The sequence below is a fragment of the Arthrobacter crystallopoietes BAB-32 genome, from assembly GCF_000328305.2.
Lineage (GTDB): Bacteria > Actinomycetota > Actinomycetes > Actinomycetales > Micrococcaceae > Crystallibacter > Crystallibacter crystallopoietes_A.
In genome coordinates this window covers 1-18,336 of sequence record NZ_ANPE02000121.1, presented here as the reverse complement: position 1 = coordinate 18,336, position 18,336 = coordinate 1, and the positions used below count along the sequence as shown (strand labels likewise).

General features: G+C 69.0%; 14 protein-coding genes. 6 read left to right on the top strand and 8 right to left on the bottom strand.

The annotated features are described in order from the left end of the window. Positions 1-2: 2 nt before the first annotated feature. The 3 genes from gatA (at position 3) to D477_RS09860 (ending at position 4,017) form a co-directional block, all read left to right on the top strand. Positions 3-1,523: an Asp-tRNA(Asn)/Glu-tRNA(Gln) amidotransferase subunit GatA gene (gene gatA / locus D477_RS09870; protein WP_005268887.1), complete on the top strand. Its 1,521-nt coding sequence runs from the start codon at positions 3-5 to the stop codon at positions 1,521-1,523. Continuing rightward, on the top strand, positions 1,523-3,037 hold the full coding sequence (gatB, locus tag D477_RS09865; protein ID WP_005268886.1) for an Asp-tRNA(Asn)/Glu-tRNA(Gln) amidotransferase subunit GatB: 1,515 nt from the start codon (positions 1,523-1,525) through the stop codon (positions 3,035-3,037). The genes gatA and gatB overlap by 1 nt, the downstream gene beginning before the upstream one ends. 95 nt (positions 3,038-3,132) lie before the next feature. Continuing rightward, complete coding sequence (locus tag D477_RS09860; RefSeq protein ID WP_005268885.1) at positions 3,133-4,017, top strand: aminoglycoside phosphotransferase family protein; 885 nt, start codon at positions 3,133-3,135, stop codon at positions 4,015-4,017. 68 nt (positions 4,018-4,085) lie between these two features. Here the strand turns inward: D477_RS09860 and D477_RS09855 are convergent, their stop codons facing one another. The 7 genes from D477_RS09855 to D477_RS09825 form a co-directional block, all read right to left on the bottom strand. After that, positions 4,086-5,138, bottom strand: a complete 1,053-nt coding sequence (locus D477_RS09855) for a glycosyltransferase family 4 protein (protein WP_005268884.1) — start codon at positions 5,136-5,138, stop codon at positions 4,086-4,088. Positions 5,139-5,152: 14 nt separating this feature from the next. After that, positions 5,153-7,312, bottom strand: coding sequence for an amylo-alpha-1,6-glucosidase (locus D477_RS09850; protein ID WP_005268883.1), 2,160 nt, complete (start codon positions 7,310-7,312; stop codon positions 5,153-5,155). A 272-nt stretch (positions 7,313-7,584) separates the two neighbouring features. Next, positions 7,585-7,977, bottom strand: a complete 393-nt coding sequence (locus D477_RS09845; protein WP_005268882.1) for a DUF779 domain-containing protein — start codon at positions 7,975-7,977, stop codon at positions 7,585-7,587. 3 nt (positions 7,978-7,980) lie between these two features. After that, the gene (gene exaC, locus D477_RS09840; protein WP_005268881.1) at positions 7,981-9,504 is read right to left on the bottom strand and encodes an acetaldehyde dehydrogenase ExaC; all 1,524 of its coding nucleotides are present in this window, start codon (positions 9,502-9,504) and stop codon (positions 7,981-7,983) included. Positions 9,505-9,564: 60 nt separating this feature from the next. Beyond that, positions 9,565-11,064, bottom strand: coding sequence for a DHA2 family efflux MFS transporter permease subunit (locus tag D477_RS09835; RefSeq protein ID WP_005268880.1), 1,500 nt, complete (start codon positions 11,062-11,064; stop codon positions 9,565-9,567). Between the two features lie 64 nt (positions 11,065-11,128). Next, positions 11,129-12,478, bottom strand: a complete 1,350-nt coding sequence (locus tag D477_RS09830) for a GAF domain-containing protein (protein ID WP_005268879.1) — start codon at positions 12,476-12,478, stop codon at positions 11,129-11,131. 164 nt (positions 12,479-12,642) lie between these two features. Further along, positions 12,643-13,890 (bottom strand): cytochrome P450, encoded by a 1,248-nt coding sequence (locus D477_RS09825; RefSeq protein ID WP_005268878.1) that lies wholly within the window; start codon positions 13,888-13,890, stop codon positions 12,643-12,645. 146 nt (positions 13,891-14,036) lie between these two features. Here D477_RS09825 and tdh point away from each other — a divergent pair, with 146 nt between their 5' ends. From tdh to D477_RS09810, 3 genes are read left to right on the top strand one after another with little or no spacing between them, the layout of a single operon-like run. Further along, on the top strand, positions 14,037-15,083 hold the full coding sequence (gene tdh, locus D477_RS09820; protein WP_005268877.1) for an L-threonine 3-dehydrogenase: 1,047 nt from the start codon (positions 14,037-14,039) through the stop codon (positions 15,081-15,083). An 11-nt stretch (positions 15,084-15,094) separates the two neighbouring features. Then, positions 15,095-16,312: a glycine C-acetyltransferase gene (locus D477_RS09815; protein WP_005268876.1), complete on the top strand. Its 1,218-nt coding sequence runs from the start codon at positions 15,095-15,097 to the stop codon at positions 16,310-16,312. Beyond that, positions 16,312-17,355, top strand: coding sequence for a DUF695 domain-containing protein (locus D477_RS09810; protein WP_005268875.1), 1,044 nt, complete (start codon positions 16,312-16,314; stop codon positions 17,353-17,355). The genes D477_RS09815 and D477_RS09810 overlap by 1 nt, the downstream gene beginning before the upstream one ends. Before the next feature lie 14 nt (positions 17,356-17,369). Here the strand turns inward: D477_RS09810 and D477_RS09805 are convergent. Then, on the bottom strand, positions 17,370-18,336 hold a 967-nt coding region (locus D477_RS09805; RefSeq protein ID WP_005268874.1), incomplete at its 5' end, for a sialate O-acetylesterase.

Genomic DNA, 18,336 nt, shown 5'->3' with positions numbered 1-18,336 from the left:
ACATGAGTGAACTGACCCGACACAGCGCCGCGCGGCTGGCCGAAATGCTGGCTGCCAAGGACGTCTCCTCCGTCGAGGTGACCCAGGCGCATCTGGACCGCATCGCCGAGGTCGACGGCAACGTCAACGCGTTCCTGCACGTGAACACCGAGGAAGCGCTGGCGGTTGCCGCGGACGTGGACAAGGCCCGCGCCGCCGGCGAAGAGCTGCCCGTGCTGGCCGGCGTGCCGATCGCTATCAAGGACCTGATTGTCACGGTGGGCCAGCCGACCACGGCCGGTTCGAGAATCCTCGAGGGCTGGATGAGCCCCTACGACGCGACCGTGATCAAGAAGATCCGCGCGGCGAAGATGCCGATGCTCGGCAAGACCAACCTGGATGAGTTCGCGATGGGCTCGTCCACCGAGCACTCGGCCTACGGCCCCACCCGGAACCCCTGGGACCTGGGCCGCATCCCCGGCGGCTCCGGCGGCGGTTCCGCGGCGGCGGTGGCAGCATTCGAAGCGCCGCTGGCCCTGGGCACGGACACCGGCGGTTCGATCCGCCAGCCCGCTTCGGTCACCGGTTCGGTGGGCGTGAAGCCGACCTACGGCGGCGTCTCCCGGTACGGCGCGATCGCCATGGCGTCCTCGCTGGACCAGATCGGCCCGGTCTCCCGCACGGTGCTGGACTCGGCGCTGCTGCACGAGGTCATCGGCGGCCACGATCCGCACGATTCCACGTCCCTGACGGACCCGGTCGGTTCGCTCGCCGAGGCGGCGCGGACCGGCGACGTGCGCGGGCTGCGGATCGGCGTGGTGCGCGAGCTGCAGGGTGAAGGGTACGACGCCGGAGTGCAGGCGCGCTTCGACGAATCCCTTGAGCTGCTGCGCGGCGCAGGAGCGGAGATCGTGGAGGTTTCCTGCCCGAACTTCCGTTACGCACTCGGTGCCTACTACCTGATCATGCCGAGCGAGGCTTCCTCCAACCTGGCCAAGTTCGACGGCGTGCGGTACGGCCAGCGGGTGCTGCCCGCCGACGGCCCGATGACCATCGAGCGCGTCATGGGCGCGACCCGCGCCGCCGGTTTCGGCGACGAGGTCAAGCGGCGCATCATCCTGGGCACCTACGCCCTCTCGGCCGGCTACTACGACGCCTACTACGGCTCGGCGCAGAAGGTCCGCACCCTGGTCCAGCGGGACTTCGATGCCGCCTTCGCGAAGGCCGACGTGCTGATTTCTCCGACGGCGCCGACCACGGCGTTCAAGCTGGGCGAGAAGCTGGACGATCCGCTGGCCATGTACCTGAACGACGTCGCCACCATCCCGGCCAACCTCGCCGGCGTGCCCGGCATCTCGGTGCCCGGCGGCCTGGCGGACGGGCTGCCCGTGGGCATCCAGTTCCTCGCCCCGGCCCGCGAAGATGCCCGGCTGTACCGGGCGGGCCACGTGCTTGAATCGCTGCTGGAAGAGAAGTGGGGCGGGCCGCTGCTGGCCCAGGCCCCGGACCTGGCCGCAGCCGAAACCATGTCAGGAGCCAACTAATGACCGCTGTTACGGATGAAATCCTGTCCTTCGACGAGGCCATGGAGAAGTACGACCCTGTGCTCGGCTTCGAGGTCCACGTGGAGCTCAACACGAAGACCAAGATGTTCTCCGCCGCCCCGAACGTGTTCGGCGACGAGCCGAACACCGCGGTTTCCCCGGTGGACCTCGGCCTGCCGGGCGTGCTCCCGGTGGTCAACAAGGCCGCGGTCGAGTACTCGATCATGATCGGCCTGGCCCTCAACTGCAAGATCGCGGAGTCCTGCTTCTTCGCCCGGAAGAACTACTTCTACCCGGACACCCCGAAGAACTTCCAGACCTCGCAGTACGAGGACCCGATCTGCTACGACGGCTACCTGGACATCGAGCTGGAGGACGGCGAGGTGTTCCGCGTCGAGATCGAGCGCGCGCACATGGAGGAGGACGCCGGCAAGCTCACGCACATGGGCGGCGCCACGGGCCGCATCCAGGGTGCCGAGTACTCGCTGGTGGACTACAATCGCGCCGGTGTGCCGCTGGTGGAAATCGTGACGAAGCCGATCGTCGGCGCCGGCTCCCGTGCACCGGAGCTGGCCCGTGCCTACGTTGCCGCCATCCGCGAGATCGTCAAGAACCTCGGCGTCTCGGATGCCCGCATGGAGCGCGGCAATGTCCGCTGCGACGCCAACGTCTCGCTGATGCCCAAGGGCACCACGGAATTCGGCATCCGCTCCGAAACCAAGAACGTGAACTCGCTGCGTTCGGTGGAGCGCGCGGTCCGCTTCGAGATCCAGCGCCACGCGGCCGTCCTGGACGCCGGCCAGAAGGTCACCCAGGAGACCCGGCACTGGCATGAGGACACCCGGTCCACCACTTCCGGCCGTCCGAAGTCGGATGCGGATGACTACCGGTATTTCCCGGAGCCGGACCTGGTGCCCGTGGTGACCACGCCGGAGTGGATCGAGGAACTGCGCGGCCGCCTGCCCGAGCCGCCGGCCGAGCGGCGCAAGCGGCTCAAGGCGGCGTGGGGCTACTCCGATGCCGAGTTCCGCGATGTCGTCAATGCAGGCGTGATGGACGCCATCGAGGACACGATCGCCGCAGGTGCTTCCGCCGCCGTCGCCCGCAAGTGGTGGATGGGCGAAATCTCGCGCCGTGCCAAGGAAGCCGAAGTGGATCCGGTAGACGTCGGCGTCAGCCCCGAGCTGATCGTCGAGCTGGACAAGCTGGTCCAGGCCGGCAAGATCAATGACAAGCTGGCCCGCCAGGTGCTGGACGGCGTCCTCGCCGGCGAAGGCACGCCCGAGGAAGTCATCGAAAAGCGCGGCCTCGCGGTCGTGTCCGACGACGGCCCGCTGCTCGAGGCGATCGACGCCGCCCTCGCCGCCCAGCCGGACGTGGCCGAGAAGATCCGCGGCGGCAAGGTCCAGGCCGCCGGCGCCATCGTCGGCGGCGTCATGAAAGCCACCCGCGGCCAGGCCGACGCCGGCCGGGTGCGCGAGCTCATCTTCGAACGGCTCGGCGTCCAGGGCTAGCGCCCGGCCCCCGGGTTTCTACTCCGGCAGAACCGCCCGCTACTGCTCCGGTTTGGTCCAGCGCCAAGCCGGAGCAGCCGGGGTTTAATGGCGGGATGGCCCTCATGCCCGCCGCCGACATCGACATCACCGTGCCGCTGGTGCGCCGGCTGCTGGCCGGGCAGGCGCCGGATCTGGCGTCGCTGCCGCTGCAGCTTGCGCCCAATGGCTGGGACAACGCGATGTTCCGCCTCGGCCGCGGGCTGGCGGTGCGGCTGCCGCGCCGGGAAGCGGCGGTGCCGCTGCTGCAGCACGAACAGCAGTGGCTGCCCCAGCTGACCGCGGGTCTGGGCATCGCCACGCCGGCCCCGCTGCGGTGCGGCAGACCGTCGTCGTTGTTTCCCCGGCCGTGGTCCGTGGTGCCGTGGATTGAAGGTACGACGGCGGCGCGCGTCCCCGTGGGGGAGCGGCGCCAGGCAGCGGCGGACCTTGGAGCCTTCGTGGCGGCCTTCCACCGTCCGGCTCCGGCCGACGCCCCGTACAACCCCGTCCGCGGTGTGCCGCTGGCCAGCCGGGACGAGCATGTCCGGGCACGGCTTGCAACCGGCCTCATTCCTTACAGGGGCGAAGTGGAGCGGCTGTGGCCGGACCTGCGCGACACGCCGCCGTGGCAGGGCCCGCCGATCTGGCTGCATGGGGACCTGCATCCGGAGAACCTCATCCTGGCTGGCGGCGGGCTTGCGGCCGTGATCGATTTCGGCGACCTGACCGCGGGGGATCCGGCCACGGATCTCGCCGCGGCCTGGCTGGTCTTCGACGAGGCGGGCCGGCGCATCTTCCAGCACCGGGTCAATGATGCTGCGCCGGTTGATGCGGCCACCTGGCGGCGGGCGCGCGGCTGGGCGCTGTCGATGGCCACGGCCCTGCTGTCGGCGTCGGACGACAACCCGGCCATGCGCCTGCTGGGCGAGGAGGTCCTGGTCCAGGTCCTCGCGGGCTGAGGCGGGCGGCGCGGTGGCGCGGTGGCGCGCGGACTACAAGGCGTTGCGGGCGGCCGCAGGGTGCGTGCTCAGGCGGCGCCGACCGGACTGGCAGAACCGCGGACGCGCCGGCCGGCTACGTCGGCGAAGAGCCGCAGGTGCTCCTCGGCCATGCGTGCGGCGCTGAAATAGGTTTCGGTGACCTGCCGGCAGCGTGCACGGTCCAGCGTTCCGGCCTGCTGGAGCGCTGCGGCCAGTTGGCGGTTGCCGCTGCGGAGGAAGCCGGTGGTACCGTCTTCGACAATTTCGGGCGCGGAACCCCGCAGCGTCGCGATGACCGGGGTGCCGGTGGCCATGGCTTCGATCATCACCATGCCGAACGGTTCCGGCCACTGGATGGGGTTCAGCAGCGCCACGGCGCCGCCGAGGAGCTCATATTTTTCCGCCGTGCTCAGTTCGCCGAGGAATTCGACCGGCGGCTGAATCAGGGGCTTGATGACCGAGTCGAAGTATTCACATTCGCACGCTCCCAGCATCCTGGCGGCGATGCGCAGCGGGATGTCGGCCTCACGGGCTATTTCAATGGCCTGCTGGAGGCCCTTGTCCGGATGCATACGGCCCAGGAAGCAGGCGTAGCCGCCGTCGCCGCCGCCCACTGGAACGGTGGAGGCGTCGATGCCGTGGTGGATGACCTGGCGCACCGCCACCTCGGGCGCAGTCACGGCCTGGTGCCGGGAGATGGCGATCAGCGGCGCATGCAACGCGATGGCCCGGTAGAGCGTGCGGAACGCCCCGGTCAGCGGTCCGTGGGCGGTGGTGACCAGCGGGATGCCGGGCGGCCGGTGGCGCGACAAGGGGCCGGCGAGCGTGTGGTCGTGGATAATATCGACGTCGGAAAGCGCCTCGTGCGCCAGGACCGCGTGGGCCAGTTCGTCGACGTTCGCACCCAGGACGGTGAGTTTCCGCGCCGGCACGCCGGGGATCCGTTCTACCGGACAGGTGCTTCCCTCGGCCCCCACCAGGCGCACGTCGTGCCCGGCCATGGTGAATTCCCTGGCGAGCGAGTCGACCACCCCTTCGATGCCGCCGTAGCCTGACGGGGGAACGGGGATCCACGGTGGGGCGACGATTCCAATGCGCATGGTGTTGCTCCCTGCTAGGGCTTGGGCCGGCCGGCGTAGACGTCGAGCAGGTCGGCCAGGGGTTTGCGCGGTGCGCGGTGCAGCCTGATGGACTCGGGGATTCCCTCGACCTCGGTTGTGCCGTCCGCCACCCGCACCGAGATACGGGCGCCGGCCAACGGGATGTTGGAGACCTGTACCGTCCCGATTTCCTCGGGAATCTGCGGTGCCAGCCACAGCCCGTGGTGGGTCATGCACGGGTCGAACCGGAGCATGACCCGCATCAGGTGCACCGGGGCAGCTGCCGCCCATGCCTGGGGCGAACAGGAGGTGGGGTAGGGGACCGGCATGGGGTAGGCCCTGCGGTCGAAGCCGCAGAACAGCTCGGGCAAGCGTCCGCCGAACGCGGTGGCTGCGGCAAACAGTCCGCCGGCGATCTGCAGGGCCTCGTCCATGAAGCCGTAGCGCATCAATCCGGCGGCGATCAGGGCGTTGTCGTGCGGCCAGACCGAGCCGTTATGGTAGCTCGCCGGGTTGTAGGCGCCCATGTCGGTGGCGAGTGTGCGCACGCCCCAGCCGGAGAACATCTCGGGCGACATCAACCGTTTGGCCACGCGTTCCGCCTTGTCGTTGTCGACGATGCCGCTCCACAGGCAGTGGCCCATGTTCGAAGCGCAGGAATCCACCGGACGCTTGTCCTGGTCCAGCGCGATTGCGAACCAGCCGCGGTCCTCGAGCCAGAACCGCTCATTGAACTCCTTCTTCAGCGCGGCGGCACGCTCGCCCCACTCGGCGGCAAGGCCGGCCTCCCCGGCGCACTGCGCCATCAGCGCGCGGCTGATGTAGGCCGAGTAGACGTAGCCTTGGACCTCGCAGAGGGCGATCGGCGCCGCAGCCAGCCTGCCGTCGGCGAAGTTGACGCCGTCCCAGGAGTCCTTCCAGCCTTGGTTCAGCAGGCCCTTCTCGGTGGCCCGGACATACTCCACAAAACCGTCGCCGTCGATGTCGCCGTACCGGGTGACCCACTCCAGGGCCCGGTCGACGGCGGGCATCAGGGATCCCTGGACCTCCGGCCAGAAGCCCCAGCGGGTCAACTCTCCGGCAAGCGTCACGAAGAGGGGCGTCGCATCGATCGAGCCATAGTAGGCACTGTCTCCGCCAAGCAATTGGCCGACGCTGGCTCCGAACCGGACCTCGTGCAGGATCTTGCCAGGCTGTTCTTCGCTGCGCGGATCCACCTCCGTGCCCTGCCGCTCGGCCAAGGTCTGCAGCGTTCCCAGCGCCAGGGACGGGTCGAGCGGCAGGCACATGAAGGACGTCAGCAGCGAGTCCCGGCCGAAGAGGGCCATGAACCACGGCGACCCGGCCGCGACCACGACCCGGCCGGGATGGTCGGGGTCGAAAATCCGCAGCGAGCCGAGGTCGGCCTGGCTTTGGTCGAGGACCTTTTCGAAGTCCTGGTTCTGCAATTGAGCCAGCGGGGCGTTCCGGCGCCATTCCATCAGCCGTTCTTCGGGCAGCGACGAGTGCACCTGCTGGCGCGGCTGGGCCAACTCGTCGACGGAGAGGCTGCTGTCCATGTCCGGCAGCGCGGTGATGGCCGCCGTCCAGTTCCCCTGCGGCGGGATGATCATGCTGTAGCTGATGCGGTTGCCGGCGATCTCGGCGCCTTCCGCGGCCACGATGAGCCTGGCCCGCATCGGCAGGCCCTCGGATTCCACGACCAGGTTGTCCGCCACCAGCTGCGCCCCCTGCGCATGGGTGACCTGCTTCAGGCCGGCTTTCACCTCGAACAGATCGGCGAAGTCCGCCCCCACTGTCAGCTGCAGCTCGCAGGCTGCCGGCTCGCGGGAGTAGTTGGAGACAGTCACTTCCTCGTGGATGCCAAGGTTGATGCTCCTGCGCCGCTCGACCAGCAGGTGGCTGTCCGCCAGCCCGTCCGTGCGCTCGGCGCGACCGATGAAGACCGCGTTGTAGGGTTCGAAGACGATGGCTTCGAGCGGCTCGACCGGACGGTCGTTGATCGTGAGCAGCCAGTCCGAGACGAACCGGGTATCGCGGTAGAAAAAGCCGTGCGGGCGCTCGGGATTCATGTCCCCGTTGGCAAACGAGATGCAGAAGGACGTTCCCTCGAGCAGCGTCACCGCGCCTTCGCCGGCGGAGCCGGCCGTATTCTCCCCGCTCCAGGTGGTCATGGCGACACCCGGCAGGCGCCGTGGATGGAGGAGGTGAAACGTCTAGCTTGAGGTACCGGATCCGGGGTGGGAGAGGAACGGGAATCTTCGTGCAGTTGCGTTTCCACTGCCTGCTCCATCGTTGGTCTACCCTGACCCCCACTTTATGAAAGCACCAAATGCGACGCGTGAAAAGGTGCGCGCCGCCGTCGCACGGCTGCGCACGGAAGCAGTAGCGCAGGCGAAAGGGCGGCCGGTTTTCATGGACCGGCCGCCCTCGCTGGTATTACGGGTCAGTTCGCGTCGATCAGGGTGGAGCGGATCAGGAACCGCTTGCCTTCCGGCGCCTCGACCGAGAAGCCGCTGCCGCGTCCGTCGACCACATCCACCGTCAGGTGCGTGTGCTTCCAGTATTCGAACTGCTCGCGCGACATCCAGAACTCCAGATCGCCGCGGTTTGGCAGTCTGAAGGTGCCCAGCAGTACGTCGGCTTCGGCAGTGATGAAGTCGCCCGCCGGGTAGCACATCGGGGACGACCCGTCGCAGCAGCCGCCGGACTGGTGGAACATCAGCGGCCCGTGCAGGTCCCAGAGTTTCTGCAGCAGCTCGACCGCGGACGGGGTGAGCGAGACCCGGGAGAAATCCTCGCCGGGAATCGCCACCGCCGCTTCCAGGTTGGCGGTCATGGCCTAGAAGAACCCGAGCTTGTTCTCGTTGTAGCTGACCAGCAGGTTCTTGGTCTGCTGGTAGTGGTCGAGCATCATCGCATGGTTCTCGCGGCCGATGCCCGAGGACTTGTAGCCGCCGAATGCCGCGCCGGCCGGGTAGGCGTGGTAGTTGTTCACCCACACCCGGCCCGCCTGGATCTCGCGGCCGGCCCGGTAGGCGACGTTGCCATTGCGGCTCCAGACGCCGGCACCCAGGCCGTACAGCGTGTCGTTGGCGATCTGCATCGCCTCGGCGTAGTCGTTGAACCGGGTCACCGAGACGACCGGCCCGAAGATCTCTTCCTGGAAGATGCGCATGTTGTTCGTACCCTCGAAGACCGTGGGCTTGACGTAGTAGCCCTCGGCCAGGTCGCCGTCGAGGATGTTGCGCTCGCCGCCGGTGAGGACCTTGGCGCCTTCCTGGCGGCCGATGTCCATGTAGGAGAGGATCTTTTCCAGCTGGTCGTTGGAGGCCTGGGCGCCGATCTGGGTCGCGGTGTCCAGCGGGTTGCCCTGCACGATCTTCTCGGTGCGGGCCAGCGCGTCCGCCATGAACGAGTCGTAGATGGAGGACTGGACCAGCGCCCGCGACGGGCAGGTGCACACTTCGCCCTGGTTGAAGGCGAAGAGCGCGAAGCCCTCCAGCGCCTTGTCGTAGAACGCGTCGTTCTCGGCCGAGACGTCGGAGAAGAAGATGTTCGGGCTCTTGCCGCCAAGCTCCAGCGTGACCGGGATCAGGTTCTGCGAGGCGTACTGGCTGATCAGCCGGCCGGTGGTGGTCTCGCCGGTGAACGCGATCTTGCGGATCCGCGGGCTGGACGCGAGCGGCTTGCCGGCTTCGACGCCGAAGCCGTTGACCACGTTGACCACGCCGGAGGGCAGGATGTCGGCGATCAGCTCCATCAGCACCAGGATCGAGGCCGGGGTCTGTTCCGCAGGCTTAAGCACGACGGCGTTGCCCGCCGCGAGCGCGGGCGCCAGCTTCCAAACGGCCATGAGGATGGGGAAGTTCCACGGGATGATCTGGCCGACCACGCCGAGCGGCTCGTGGTAGTGGTAGGCGGTGGTGTCGTCGTCGAGCTGGGACAGCCGGCCTTCCTGGGCGCGCACCGCGGAGGCGAAGTAGCGGAAGTGGTCGGCGGCCAGCGGGATGTCCGCCGCCAGGGTCTCGCGGACGGCCTTGCCGTTGTCCCAGGTTTCGGCGACGGCGAGCAGCTCGAGGTTTTCCTCGATCCGGTCGGCGATCCGGTTCAGCACGGCGGCCCGCTCGGCGACCGAAGTCTTGCCCCAGCCGGGAGCGGCCTTGTGCGCGGCATCCAGGGCCAGGTCGATGTCCTCGGCGGTGCCGCGGGCGACCTCGCAGAACGGCTTGCCGGTGACGGGGGAGATGTTCTCGAAGTACTGGCCCTTGACCGGGGCAACCCATTCGCCGCCGATCCAGTTTTCGTAGCGGGACTTGAAGCTTACCGGTGAACCGTCGGTGCCGGGCTGTGCGTAAACCGTCATTGTCGCTCCTTCAGCAGTCGTGAGCCGGTCATCGTCGACCAGTCGCTCATGCCAGAGAGCCTAGGAGCGGTAACGTTGCATGGAGGTTGCATCCTGCTCGCCCCATCCAGTGACGGGCTGCGGGCGGGCGAAGAAGAGCGTAATCACGGCTCCGGCCAGGGCGAGAACCGCCGGCAGCAGCAGCGACTGGCCCATCGCCGTCGCGAATCCTGCATGCAGGAAGCCGGGCAGGACGGCAGCGCCGGCCTCGGCCTCCGCTCCTGAGACGCTCGTGCCGGAGGGAAGTTCCGCGGCCAGCCGTGCCTGCATGAGCGCTGCGATCGATGCGCTGCCCAGCACGGCGCCCACCTGACGGGTCGTGTTGTAGACGCCCGAGCCGGCACCGGCCTCAGCCGGACTGAGATTCCGGGTCGCAGTGGTGGACAGCGGTCCCCAGATGCAGGCGTTGGCGAGGCCGAGGACGGCGGCGGGCACGAGCAGCAGCCAGAGCGGGGCATCCGGTGTCATCAGCAAGGCATACCAGGACAGCCCGCCGGCCATCAGCACCAGTCCGGTCGTGGCGAAGAACTTGGGGTTCACGGTATCGATGAGCCGGCCGACCAGCGGCGCGAGCACAGCGGAGATCACGGCGGTGGGCGCGAGCATCAGCGCCGATTCGGTGGGAGTCAGGCCGCGCACGCTCTGGAAGAAGAAGATCAGCGGCAGGGACATGCTGGTGATGGCGAAACCGACGGTGCTGATGCCGCCGTTGGCGAGCGAGAAGTTCCGGTCGCGGAAGATCCGCAGCGGCAGCAGCGGCTCCCGGCGGTTGCGCGACTGCCACAGGATGAACGCGGCCAGGACGACGATGCCGGCCGCGATCAGGCTCCAGACGCTGATGGGCCCGGCGATGGTTCCCCAATTGTAGGTCTCGCCTTGCTGGATGCCGAACACCAGCAGGAACATTCCGGCCGCGCTGAGCAGCACGCCCGGCAGGTCGAACGTGTGCGCGTGGGTCGGCAGTGCCGGGACGAAGCGCCAGGCCATCAGGAAGGCCAGGACCCCTACCGGGATGTTGACGAAGAAGATCCATTCCCAGCCGAGCGAATCGACAAGCAGCCCGCCGAGGATCGGGCCGGTGAGCGCGGCCAGGCCGGCAACGGCGCCCCACAACCCCATCGCGGCACCGCGCCGGTCCGGGGCGAAGATGCGGGTGATGACGGACATGGTCTGCGGCGTCATCAATGAGGCGCCCAGGCCCTGGAAGACCCGGGCGAGGATGAGCATCTGGACATCGCCGGAGAACCCGCACCAGGCGGAGGCAGCGGTGAAGAGCACCAGCCCGGCCAGGTAGAGGTTCTTCGGACCGAACCGGTCGCCCAGCCGGCCGGTGATCAGCAGCGGCACGGCATAGGCCAGCAGGTAGGCGCTCGTGACCCAGATGACCGAGTTGATGTCGGTCCGAAGCCCGGTCATGATGGCGGGATTCGCCACCGACACGATGGTGGTATCGACCAGAATCATGAAGAAACCGATGACCAGTGACCAGAGCGCCGGCCAAGGCCGGATTTCGTTTTCCACCGCAGGAACTTACCACGCAGGCTCCATCGGACTGCACACCAGGCCGTCCCAAGGTCGAAGCGGGTCAGGCGAGTTCGGCTTCGATCCGGTCCAGGTGGGCCACGACGGCGGCACGCTTGGGCGACCGGGCTGGAAGGAGGCGCAGTACCGTGCGCCAGGCATCGCCGTCGTACTCCGCTTCCGGAAGCTGAAGGTAGCGCAGCAGTGTGGCCGGCGAGGCGTCGCTGAGCAGGGCTTCGCGCAGGTTCGCGCTGACTTCCTGACGCAGGCGCACGATGCCGGGGGCTTCCGAGGCCGGCAGCACCGGGCCGCGGTACCGGTCCAGGGCGCGCCGGTGCGCTCCGCGCTGCAGGTCATCGAGCACCAGGCGCGCGTCGAGCAGCAGCGGAAGCGGCAACCGGTACGGGCGGGACTGCGGGACGGCCTGCGGGCCCAAAGCGGCGAGGATTTTGCGCAGGCGCACCAGCTCCGCCCGCAGCGTGGTGCTGCTGGCATCGGGATACAGCAGCGCCGCCAGTTCGCCCGCGGTCAGCCCGGCCGGATGCAGGGCCAGCAGCGCGAGGATCTCGGTGTGCCGGAGCGAAAGTTCGATGCTGCGGCCGCCCAAGGCCAGCAGGCCCTGGTCCCGCCCGGTCAGCTGCAGACTGCCGTGCTCCTGTTGGCGGAGGCCGGTGCCGGGCTTGGCCGGAGCGGAGGTGCGGCGCGGACGAGCGGCCTGCTCCAGCCGGTGGATCCGCAGCTGCGCTTCGGCCGCGGCAACGGTGGCCTGCACGAGCGAGAGGGTGTGCGCGGCGACGGCCTGTTCGCGGCCGGTAATGTCCACGACGCCCAGGACGGACCCGTTGTCCGGATCGCGCACGGGGACGGCGGTGCAGCTCCAGGGATGGACGATGCGGCTGAAGTGCTCGGCGCCGGAAATCTGCACTCCGCGGCCCAGGGCCAGGGCGGTGCCCGGGGCGCTGGTACCGACGGTGCGTTCGGACCAGTCGGCGCCGGCGACGAACTGCATAGCTTCAGCCTGGCGCTTCAGGGCGGCATCGCCGTCCACCCAGAGCAGCCGGCCGTGCTCGTCGCCCACTGCCACGAGCATGCCCGAATCATGGCTGGGATCCACCAGCAGCTTTCGGATGACCGGCATAATGGCCGCCAGCGGATGATCCAGCCGGTAGGCGAGCAAGTCGTCCTCGACCAGCGCCAGCCGGGCCACGGCCGAATCCGGATCGGCGGCAAACGTCAGTGAACGTTCCCAGGATTCGCGGACGACCGGACGCAGCCCCTCCGCCCTGAGCCCGCGCTCCGTACCGCCGCGCCGGCTTCGCTGTTGCCCGAGGCTGCGGGCCTGGTCCAGGAGTTCATGGGCAGTGTAGGCCTGCCGCTGCACCGGCCCGGCAGCGGATTGCAGTTGTGAATGCACCTTCGCTCCACTCGCACGGTTCCCCCGCACCACCGGTAGAGTGGTGCGCCTCACAGTCTACCGGCGCACGCAAGCCCGCCCGCCGCCGTCGTTAGTGCGGGCCGGACGACGTGCCGCGGACCCGGATGGAAGCAGCCTGGTTACTACCGAGGCCAGCCTGGGGTTCAGGCCGCCACCAGCCGCAGCGGCAGCGACTCCCAGCCCTTGAGCGTGTTGTGCAGGAAGGGCACCGGTTCGCCGTCGAGCTCCAGCCGCTCGACGTGTTCCGCCAGCCACGTGAGCACCACCTCCATTTCCAGCCGGGTAATCGGCTGGCCGACGCAGCGGTGGATGCCGTTGCCGAAGGCGATCATGCTGGAGGCGTCGCGCTCGATCCGGAACCGGTCCGCGTCGGGTCCGAACTGCGCGGCATCACGGTTGGCGGCCCCGAGGAAGAGCGCGATCTTGGTGTCGGCCGGAATCCGGATGCCGCGGAACTCAGTGTCCGTCGCGGTGGTGCGGAAGAAGGACTGGAACGGCGAGTCGAAGCGCAGTACCTCGTCGATGGCGAATTTCGCCAGCCGCGGGTTGGCCCGGAGCTTCGCCCATTCCTCCGGATGCTCGGCGAGCAGCTTCAGCGCATTGCCGATCCCGATGATCGTGGTGTCCAGCCCGGCCGAGAGCAGCGCGCGGACCAGCAGCGGCGCGGTCTGCGCATCAATCGCGCCCTCGTCGGCGAGCTCCCACAACTGCGCGCCCATCCCGCCCGGCGCGAGGCTGTCGCGGGATGTCCTGTCCATCACCCATTCGAAGGTGCCCGCGGCCCGGTCGATGAAGTGCTGCGCGCGGCTGTCCTCCGGCCCGAAGTAGCTGAAGTTCATCGCTCCCTGGCGGACCAGGTTCTCTGCCCGGCCCTCGCGGGGGATGCCGACGGCGTCGCCGAAGGCCCGCAGCGGGAAGGCCTGCGCCAGGTCCGCGATCCCGTCGATGCGGCCGCGGGCCAGCAGCCGCGGCAGCAGCTCTGCGGCGTATGCTTCGAACCCGGCCCGCAGCGCGCGCACGCCGCGCGGTGAGATCACCGTGTTCATCGCCTTGCGCATCCGCGTGTGGACCGGCGGATCGGAGTCCAGGATGCCCTGCGGCTTCCAGGACGGTTCCCGGTGCAGGTTGCGCGGGCCCACGCCGGCGCCGTTGATGAAGGTGGCGTGGTCGGCGAGGATGTCCTTGCATTCGGCGTAGCGGGTGAAGGCCAGCACGCCGTATTTCTCCAGGTAGACGGCCGGGCCGGCCGCACGCATCCTTTCGAACAGCGGGTACGGGTCGGTGAGGTTCGCGTCCGTGTACGGATCCTCGCGGCAGGCTTCGACGCCTGGTACTGCAGCACTCCGGTCATTCCAACCTCCTGGCCTGCAGCCGGCGCAGGCAGCCTCCAACGATGTCCATCGACAAGGTGATCTCCACCATAAGCCAGCCCGGCCGGTGGTTGCTGCCGGGGGAAGCCAAGCGGGAGGGTCATTACGTAGAGTGGGTACTGATGTGAGCACGCTCACGGTGAGGTCATGGGTGGGGAGGACATTGCGTGAAAGCGCTGATCAAGCCGGGTCCGCAGCCGGGCTTCGAGCTGGTGGAGCGGCCGGAGCCCCAGGCCGGGGACCGTGACGTGAAGATCCGCGTGCTGACCACCGGCATCTGCGGCACCGACCTGCACATCCAGGGCTGGGATGCCTGGGCACAGGCCAACATCCGCACGCCGCTCGTGCCTGGCCACGAGTTCTACGGCGAGGTGGTGGAGACCGGGGCGCTGGTGCAGGACGTCAAGGTCGGCGACCGGGTCTCGGGAGAAGGGCATATCGTCTGCGGGACCTGCCGGAACTGCCGGGCCGGGCGCCGCCAGATGTGCATCCGCACGGTCAGCGTGGGCGTCCAGCGCGACGGCGCGTTCGCGGAGTACGTGGTCATTCCCGAAACCAACGCCTGGGTGCACCACGACGAGTCCATCACCCCGGAACTGGGCGCCATCTTCGACCCGTTCGGCAACGCTGTCCACACCGCCTTGAGCTTTCCGCTGGTCGGGGAGGACGTGCTGATTACCGGTGCCGGTCCGATCGGACTGATGGCGGTGGCCGTGGCCAGGCACGTCGGCGCCCGCAAGATCGCCATCACGGACGTCTCCGCCTCGAGGCTGGAGCTGGCCAAACGCATGGGAGCGGACATGACGGTGGACGTGGGCCGCATGCACCTGGACGAGGCGCAGGCCCGGCTGCAGCTGGCCGAAGGCTTCGATATCGGGCTGGAGATGAGCGGCCGGGCCTCGGCCCTGCGGGAGATGATCGACAACATGACGCACGGCGGCCGGATCGCGCTGCTTGGCCTGCCGACCGAGGAGATCGCCGTCGATTGGGGCAAAGTGGTCACCCACATGCTCACGCTCAAGGGAATCTACGGACGGGAGATGTTCGAGACCTGGTACGCGATGAGCGCCATGCTCCAGACCAGCAAGGCGCTGCATGAGGCCATCTCCGGCGTGATCACCGACGTGCTGCCGGCCGCCGACTGGCAGGCGGGCTTCGAGACGGCGCGCGAGGGCACCGGCGGCAAAGTGGTCCTGGACTGGACCCGGATCTAAGGAGGCAACGCGTGTATTCAGCGCTCAAGGAACAGCTCGCGGCAGAACTCGACGAAATCCGCGAAGCCGGACTCTTCAAGGCCGAACGCCGGATCACATCGCCGCAGTCCAGCCACATCACCGCAGGCGGCCCCGGCGCGGAGCCGGCGGAGGTGCTGAACTTCTGCGCCAACAACTACCTGGGCCTGGCCAACCATCCCGAACTGGTCAAGGCCGCCAAGCAGGCGCTGGACGAGCGCGGCTTCGGCATGGCCAGCGTGCGCTTCATCTGCGGCACGCAGGACACCCACCTGGAACTCGAGCGCCGCGTCTCGCAGTTCCTGCGCACCGAGGACACCATCCTGTTCTCCTCCTGCTTCGACGCCAACGGCGGCATCTTCGAGGCCCTCTTCGGCCCCGAGGACGCCATCATCTCCGACGCGCTGAACCACGCTTCGATCATCGACGGGATCCGGCTGTCCAAGGCGCAGCGCTACCGCTACGCCAACCGGGACATGGCCGGGCTGGAGGCCTGCCTGCGGAAAACTGCGGAAATGAACGACGGCGGCGGGGCCAGGCGGCGGATCATCGTCACCGACGGGGTTTTCTCCATGGACGGCTACCTCGCCCCGCTGGCGGACATCTGCGCGCTCGCCGAACAGTACGATGCGCTGGTCATGGTGGATGATTCCCACGCAGTCGGCTTCATGGGAGCCACCGGCGCCGGCACGCCGGAACACGCCGGAGTGGGGGAGCGGGTTGACATCTACACCGGCACCTTCGGCAAGGCCCTCGGCGGCGCCTCCGGCGGCTACGTGTCCGGCCGGGCCGAGATCGTGGCAATGCTGCGGCAGCGGGCCCGCCCGTACCTGTTCTCCAACTCGCTGGCGCCGTCCATCGTCGCGGCCACGCTGCGCGCCCTGGACCTGGTGGCGGGCTCCGGCGAGCTGCGCGGGCGGCTGCAGGAGAACGCCGCGCTCTTCCGGAGCCGGATGGCCGAAGAGGGCTTCGACCTGCTGCCGGGCGAGCACCCGATCATCCCGGTGATGTTCGGCGACGCGGTGCTGGCCGTCCGGATGGCCGAGGAGATGCTCCGGCACGGTGTCTACGTCACGGCCTTCAGCTACCCGGTGGTTCCCCGCGACGCGGCACGGATCCGGGTACAGCTCTCGGCCGCGCACAGCAAGGACGACGTCGAGCAGTGCGTGGGCGCCTTCGTAGCGGCCCGTGCCGCGGCGGGCAGGCGCTGATGGGATTGCGCAGCCGGCTGCGGAAAGCCAGGTCCTCGCAGGAGGAGCTGGCCCACGCCTTCTGGCAGTGGTGGCAGGACGACGCGGCCGACCGCATCTGCGCCGGCACCGACGGCTTCGCCCCGGCGTACATCAAGCGGCTGAACCAGCGGATCGCGCGGATCAGCCCCGGGCTGGCCTGGGAGCTGGGCGCCGGCACGGTGGCCGAGCACGCACTGGTGATCTTCGCCGAGCAGCCGGACCAGGCAGCGCTGGCCCGCCGCGTGCTCAAGGCGGCCCCTGCGCCGGACATCCACTGGGAGTACGCGGATACCCGCCGGGCGGCCGTGGACTTCGAAGAACTGACCCTGGGCATCGCCGGCCAGGACTTCGCCGCCGAGGACTTCCGGGTGCGGCTGCTGCTGAACCGGTACTCCGCCGACATCGCGGTCTACCATCCGCACCTGGCGCTGCTGCCCGGAGCCAAGCGCATGCTGCCGGTCTCCATCATGCTGGACCATGCCATCGGGCAGGCCGACGCCGCCGCGTGGATCCGGATCGTCGAGCCGGTGCTGCAACCTCATGCCGACGACATACCCCTCGGCGGCCTGCGGGAGGTGGTGGACCGGCTGCGGGCCGGGGCGCTGGATGAGCACGGCCAGCCGATTTGGGAGGAACTGCACGGGGTGGCCGCGGACGGCGAGCCGATCACCGCCGTCGTCCAGGTTCCGCTGGCCCCCACCTTCTGGCCCGACTTCGACCAGCATGTGGCCATCCGGCTGGACTACCGGACCGAACTTGGCGGCGGGCAGCCCGGCGGCCGGTCGGCGCAACGCCTGCAGCAGCTGGAGAACGCGCTCGCCGCCGCCCTGGGTCCGGACGGGCGGCTGGTCGCGGTGGAAACCACGGCCGGCCGGCGGACCCTGCATTTCTATGTCGACTCCACCACCTCGGCCGCCTGGCAGCTGGAAGCCGGCGCCGTGGCCTGGACCGAGGGGCCGGTCGGCACCGGCAGCGAGCTGGACCCGTCCTGGTCGTCGGTACGCCACCTGCGGCTGCGCTGAGGAAAGCGGCCGGATCAGCTGACCGTGCCCAGGGCGGCGAACGCCTGGTAGTAGCGCAGCCCCAGTTCGCGGGCGCCGGCCGCCGAATAGTGGATGATGTCGCCAGGCAGCCCGGCTCCTGCCGGGCCCTCCACGAAGGCCGTCAGCGGCCGGTCCTTGGGGATTGCGCGATGCACGGCGTCGAACGGGCCGCGCAGCTTCCGGTCCCACGCGACCCACTCCGGTACCATGCCGCCGACCAGGAAGGGTACCTGGCCGAACTCGGCCCGCAGCAGGTCGATGAGCTGCAGCAGCTTGTTCCGGTACCACCGGGCAGACTTGCCGGGCAGCGCATCCGATTCGCCCTGGTGCCACAGGATGGCGGCCAGCCGATGGTTCGGATTCAGCGCCAGGGCCGTCTTGCATTCGCTGATGGCCCGGTGCGCCAGGTTGACCCGGGCCGTGGTGTTGTCCGGATCCCAGCTGTAGTCCGCGCCGCCGGCGAACGAGGTTCCGCCACGGGCCGCGGGCACCAGCAGCACCCGGCGGTCCGCGGGCTGGCGCAGCCAGAACTGCCGGGCGAACTCCATGCCCGGACCCACGGAGGCGGCGCCGTTGAACAGGTAGGTCGTCACGTGGTGGAGCGGGTCCTCGGCAGGAAGGACCTTGCCGGCGTGCGGACCGGACCCGGCGAACTGGTCGATCCCGTCCATCCGGATGTCCAGCCCCGGATCATACGGCGTCCCGGCGCCCTGCATGTTGGACTGGCCCAGCAGGAGTACGACGTCGGAGCCCGCCTTTCGGGGGTCGGTGCGGCCGTTTGCCGCCAGGGCAGGGGCCGCGTTCGAACCCGCCGGAATTGTTTGGGTGTCCAGCAGTTCCAGCAGCGCGCGGCGGGTCGACGAGTGCGGATCCGTGACCAGGCGGGTGATCTGCTCGTCCAGGGACAGGGCGCTGTCCGGGGAGGCAGGCGCAGCCCCGGCAGCGTGCACGGCACCGGCC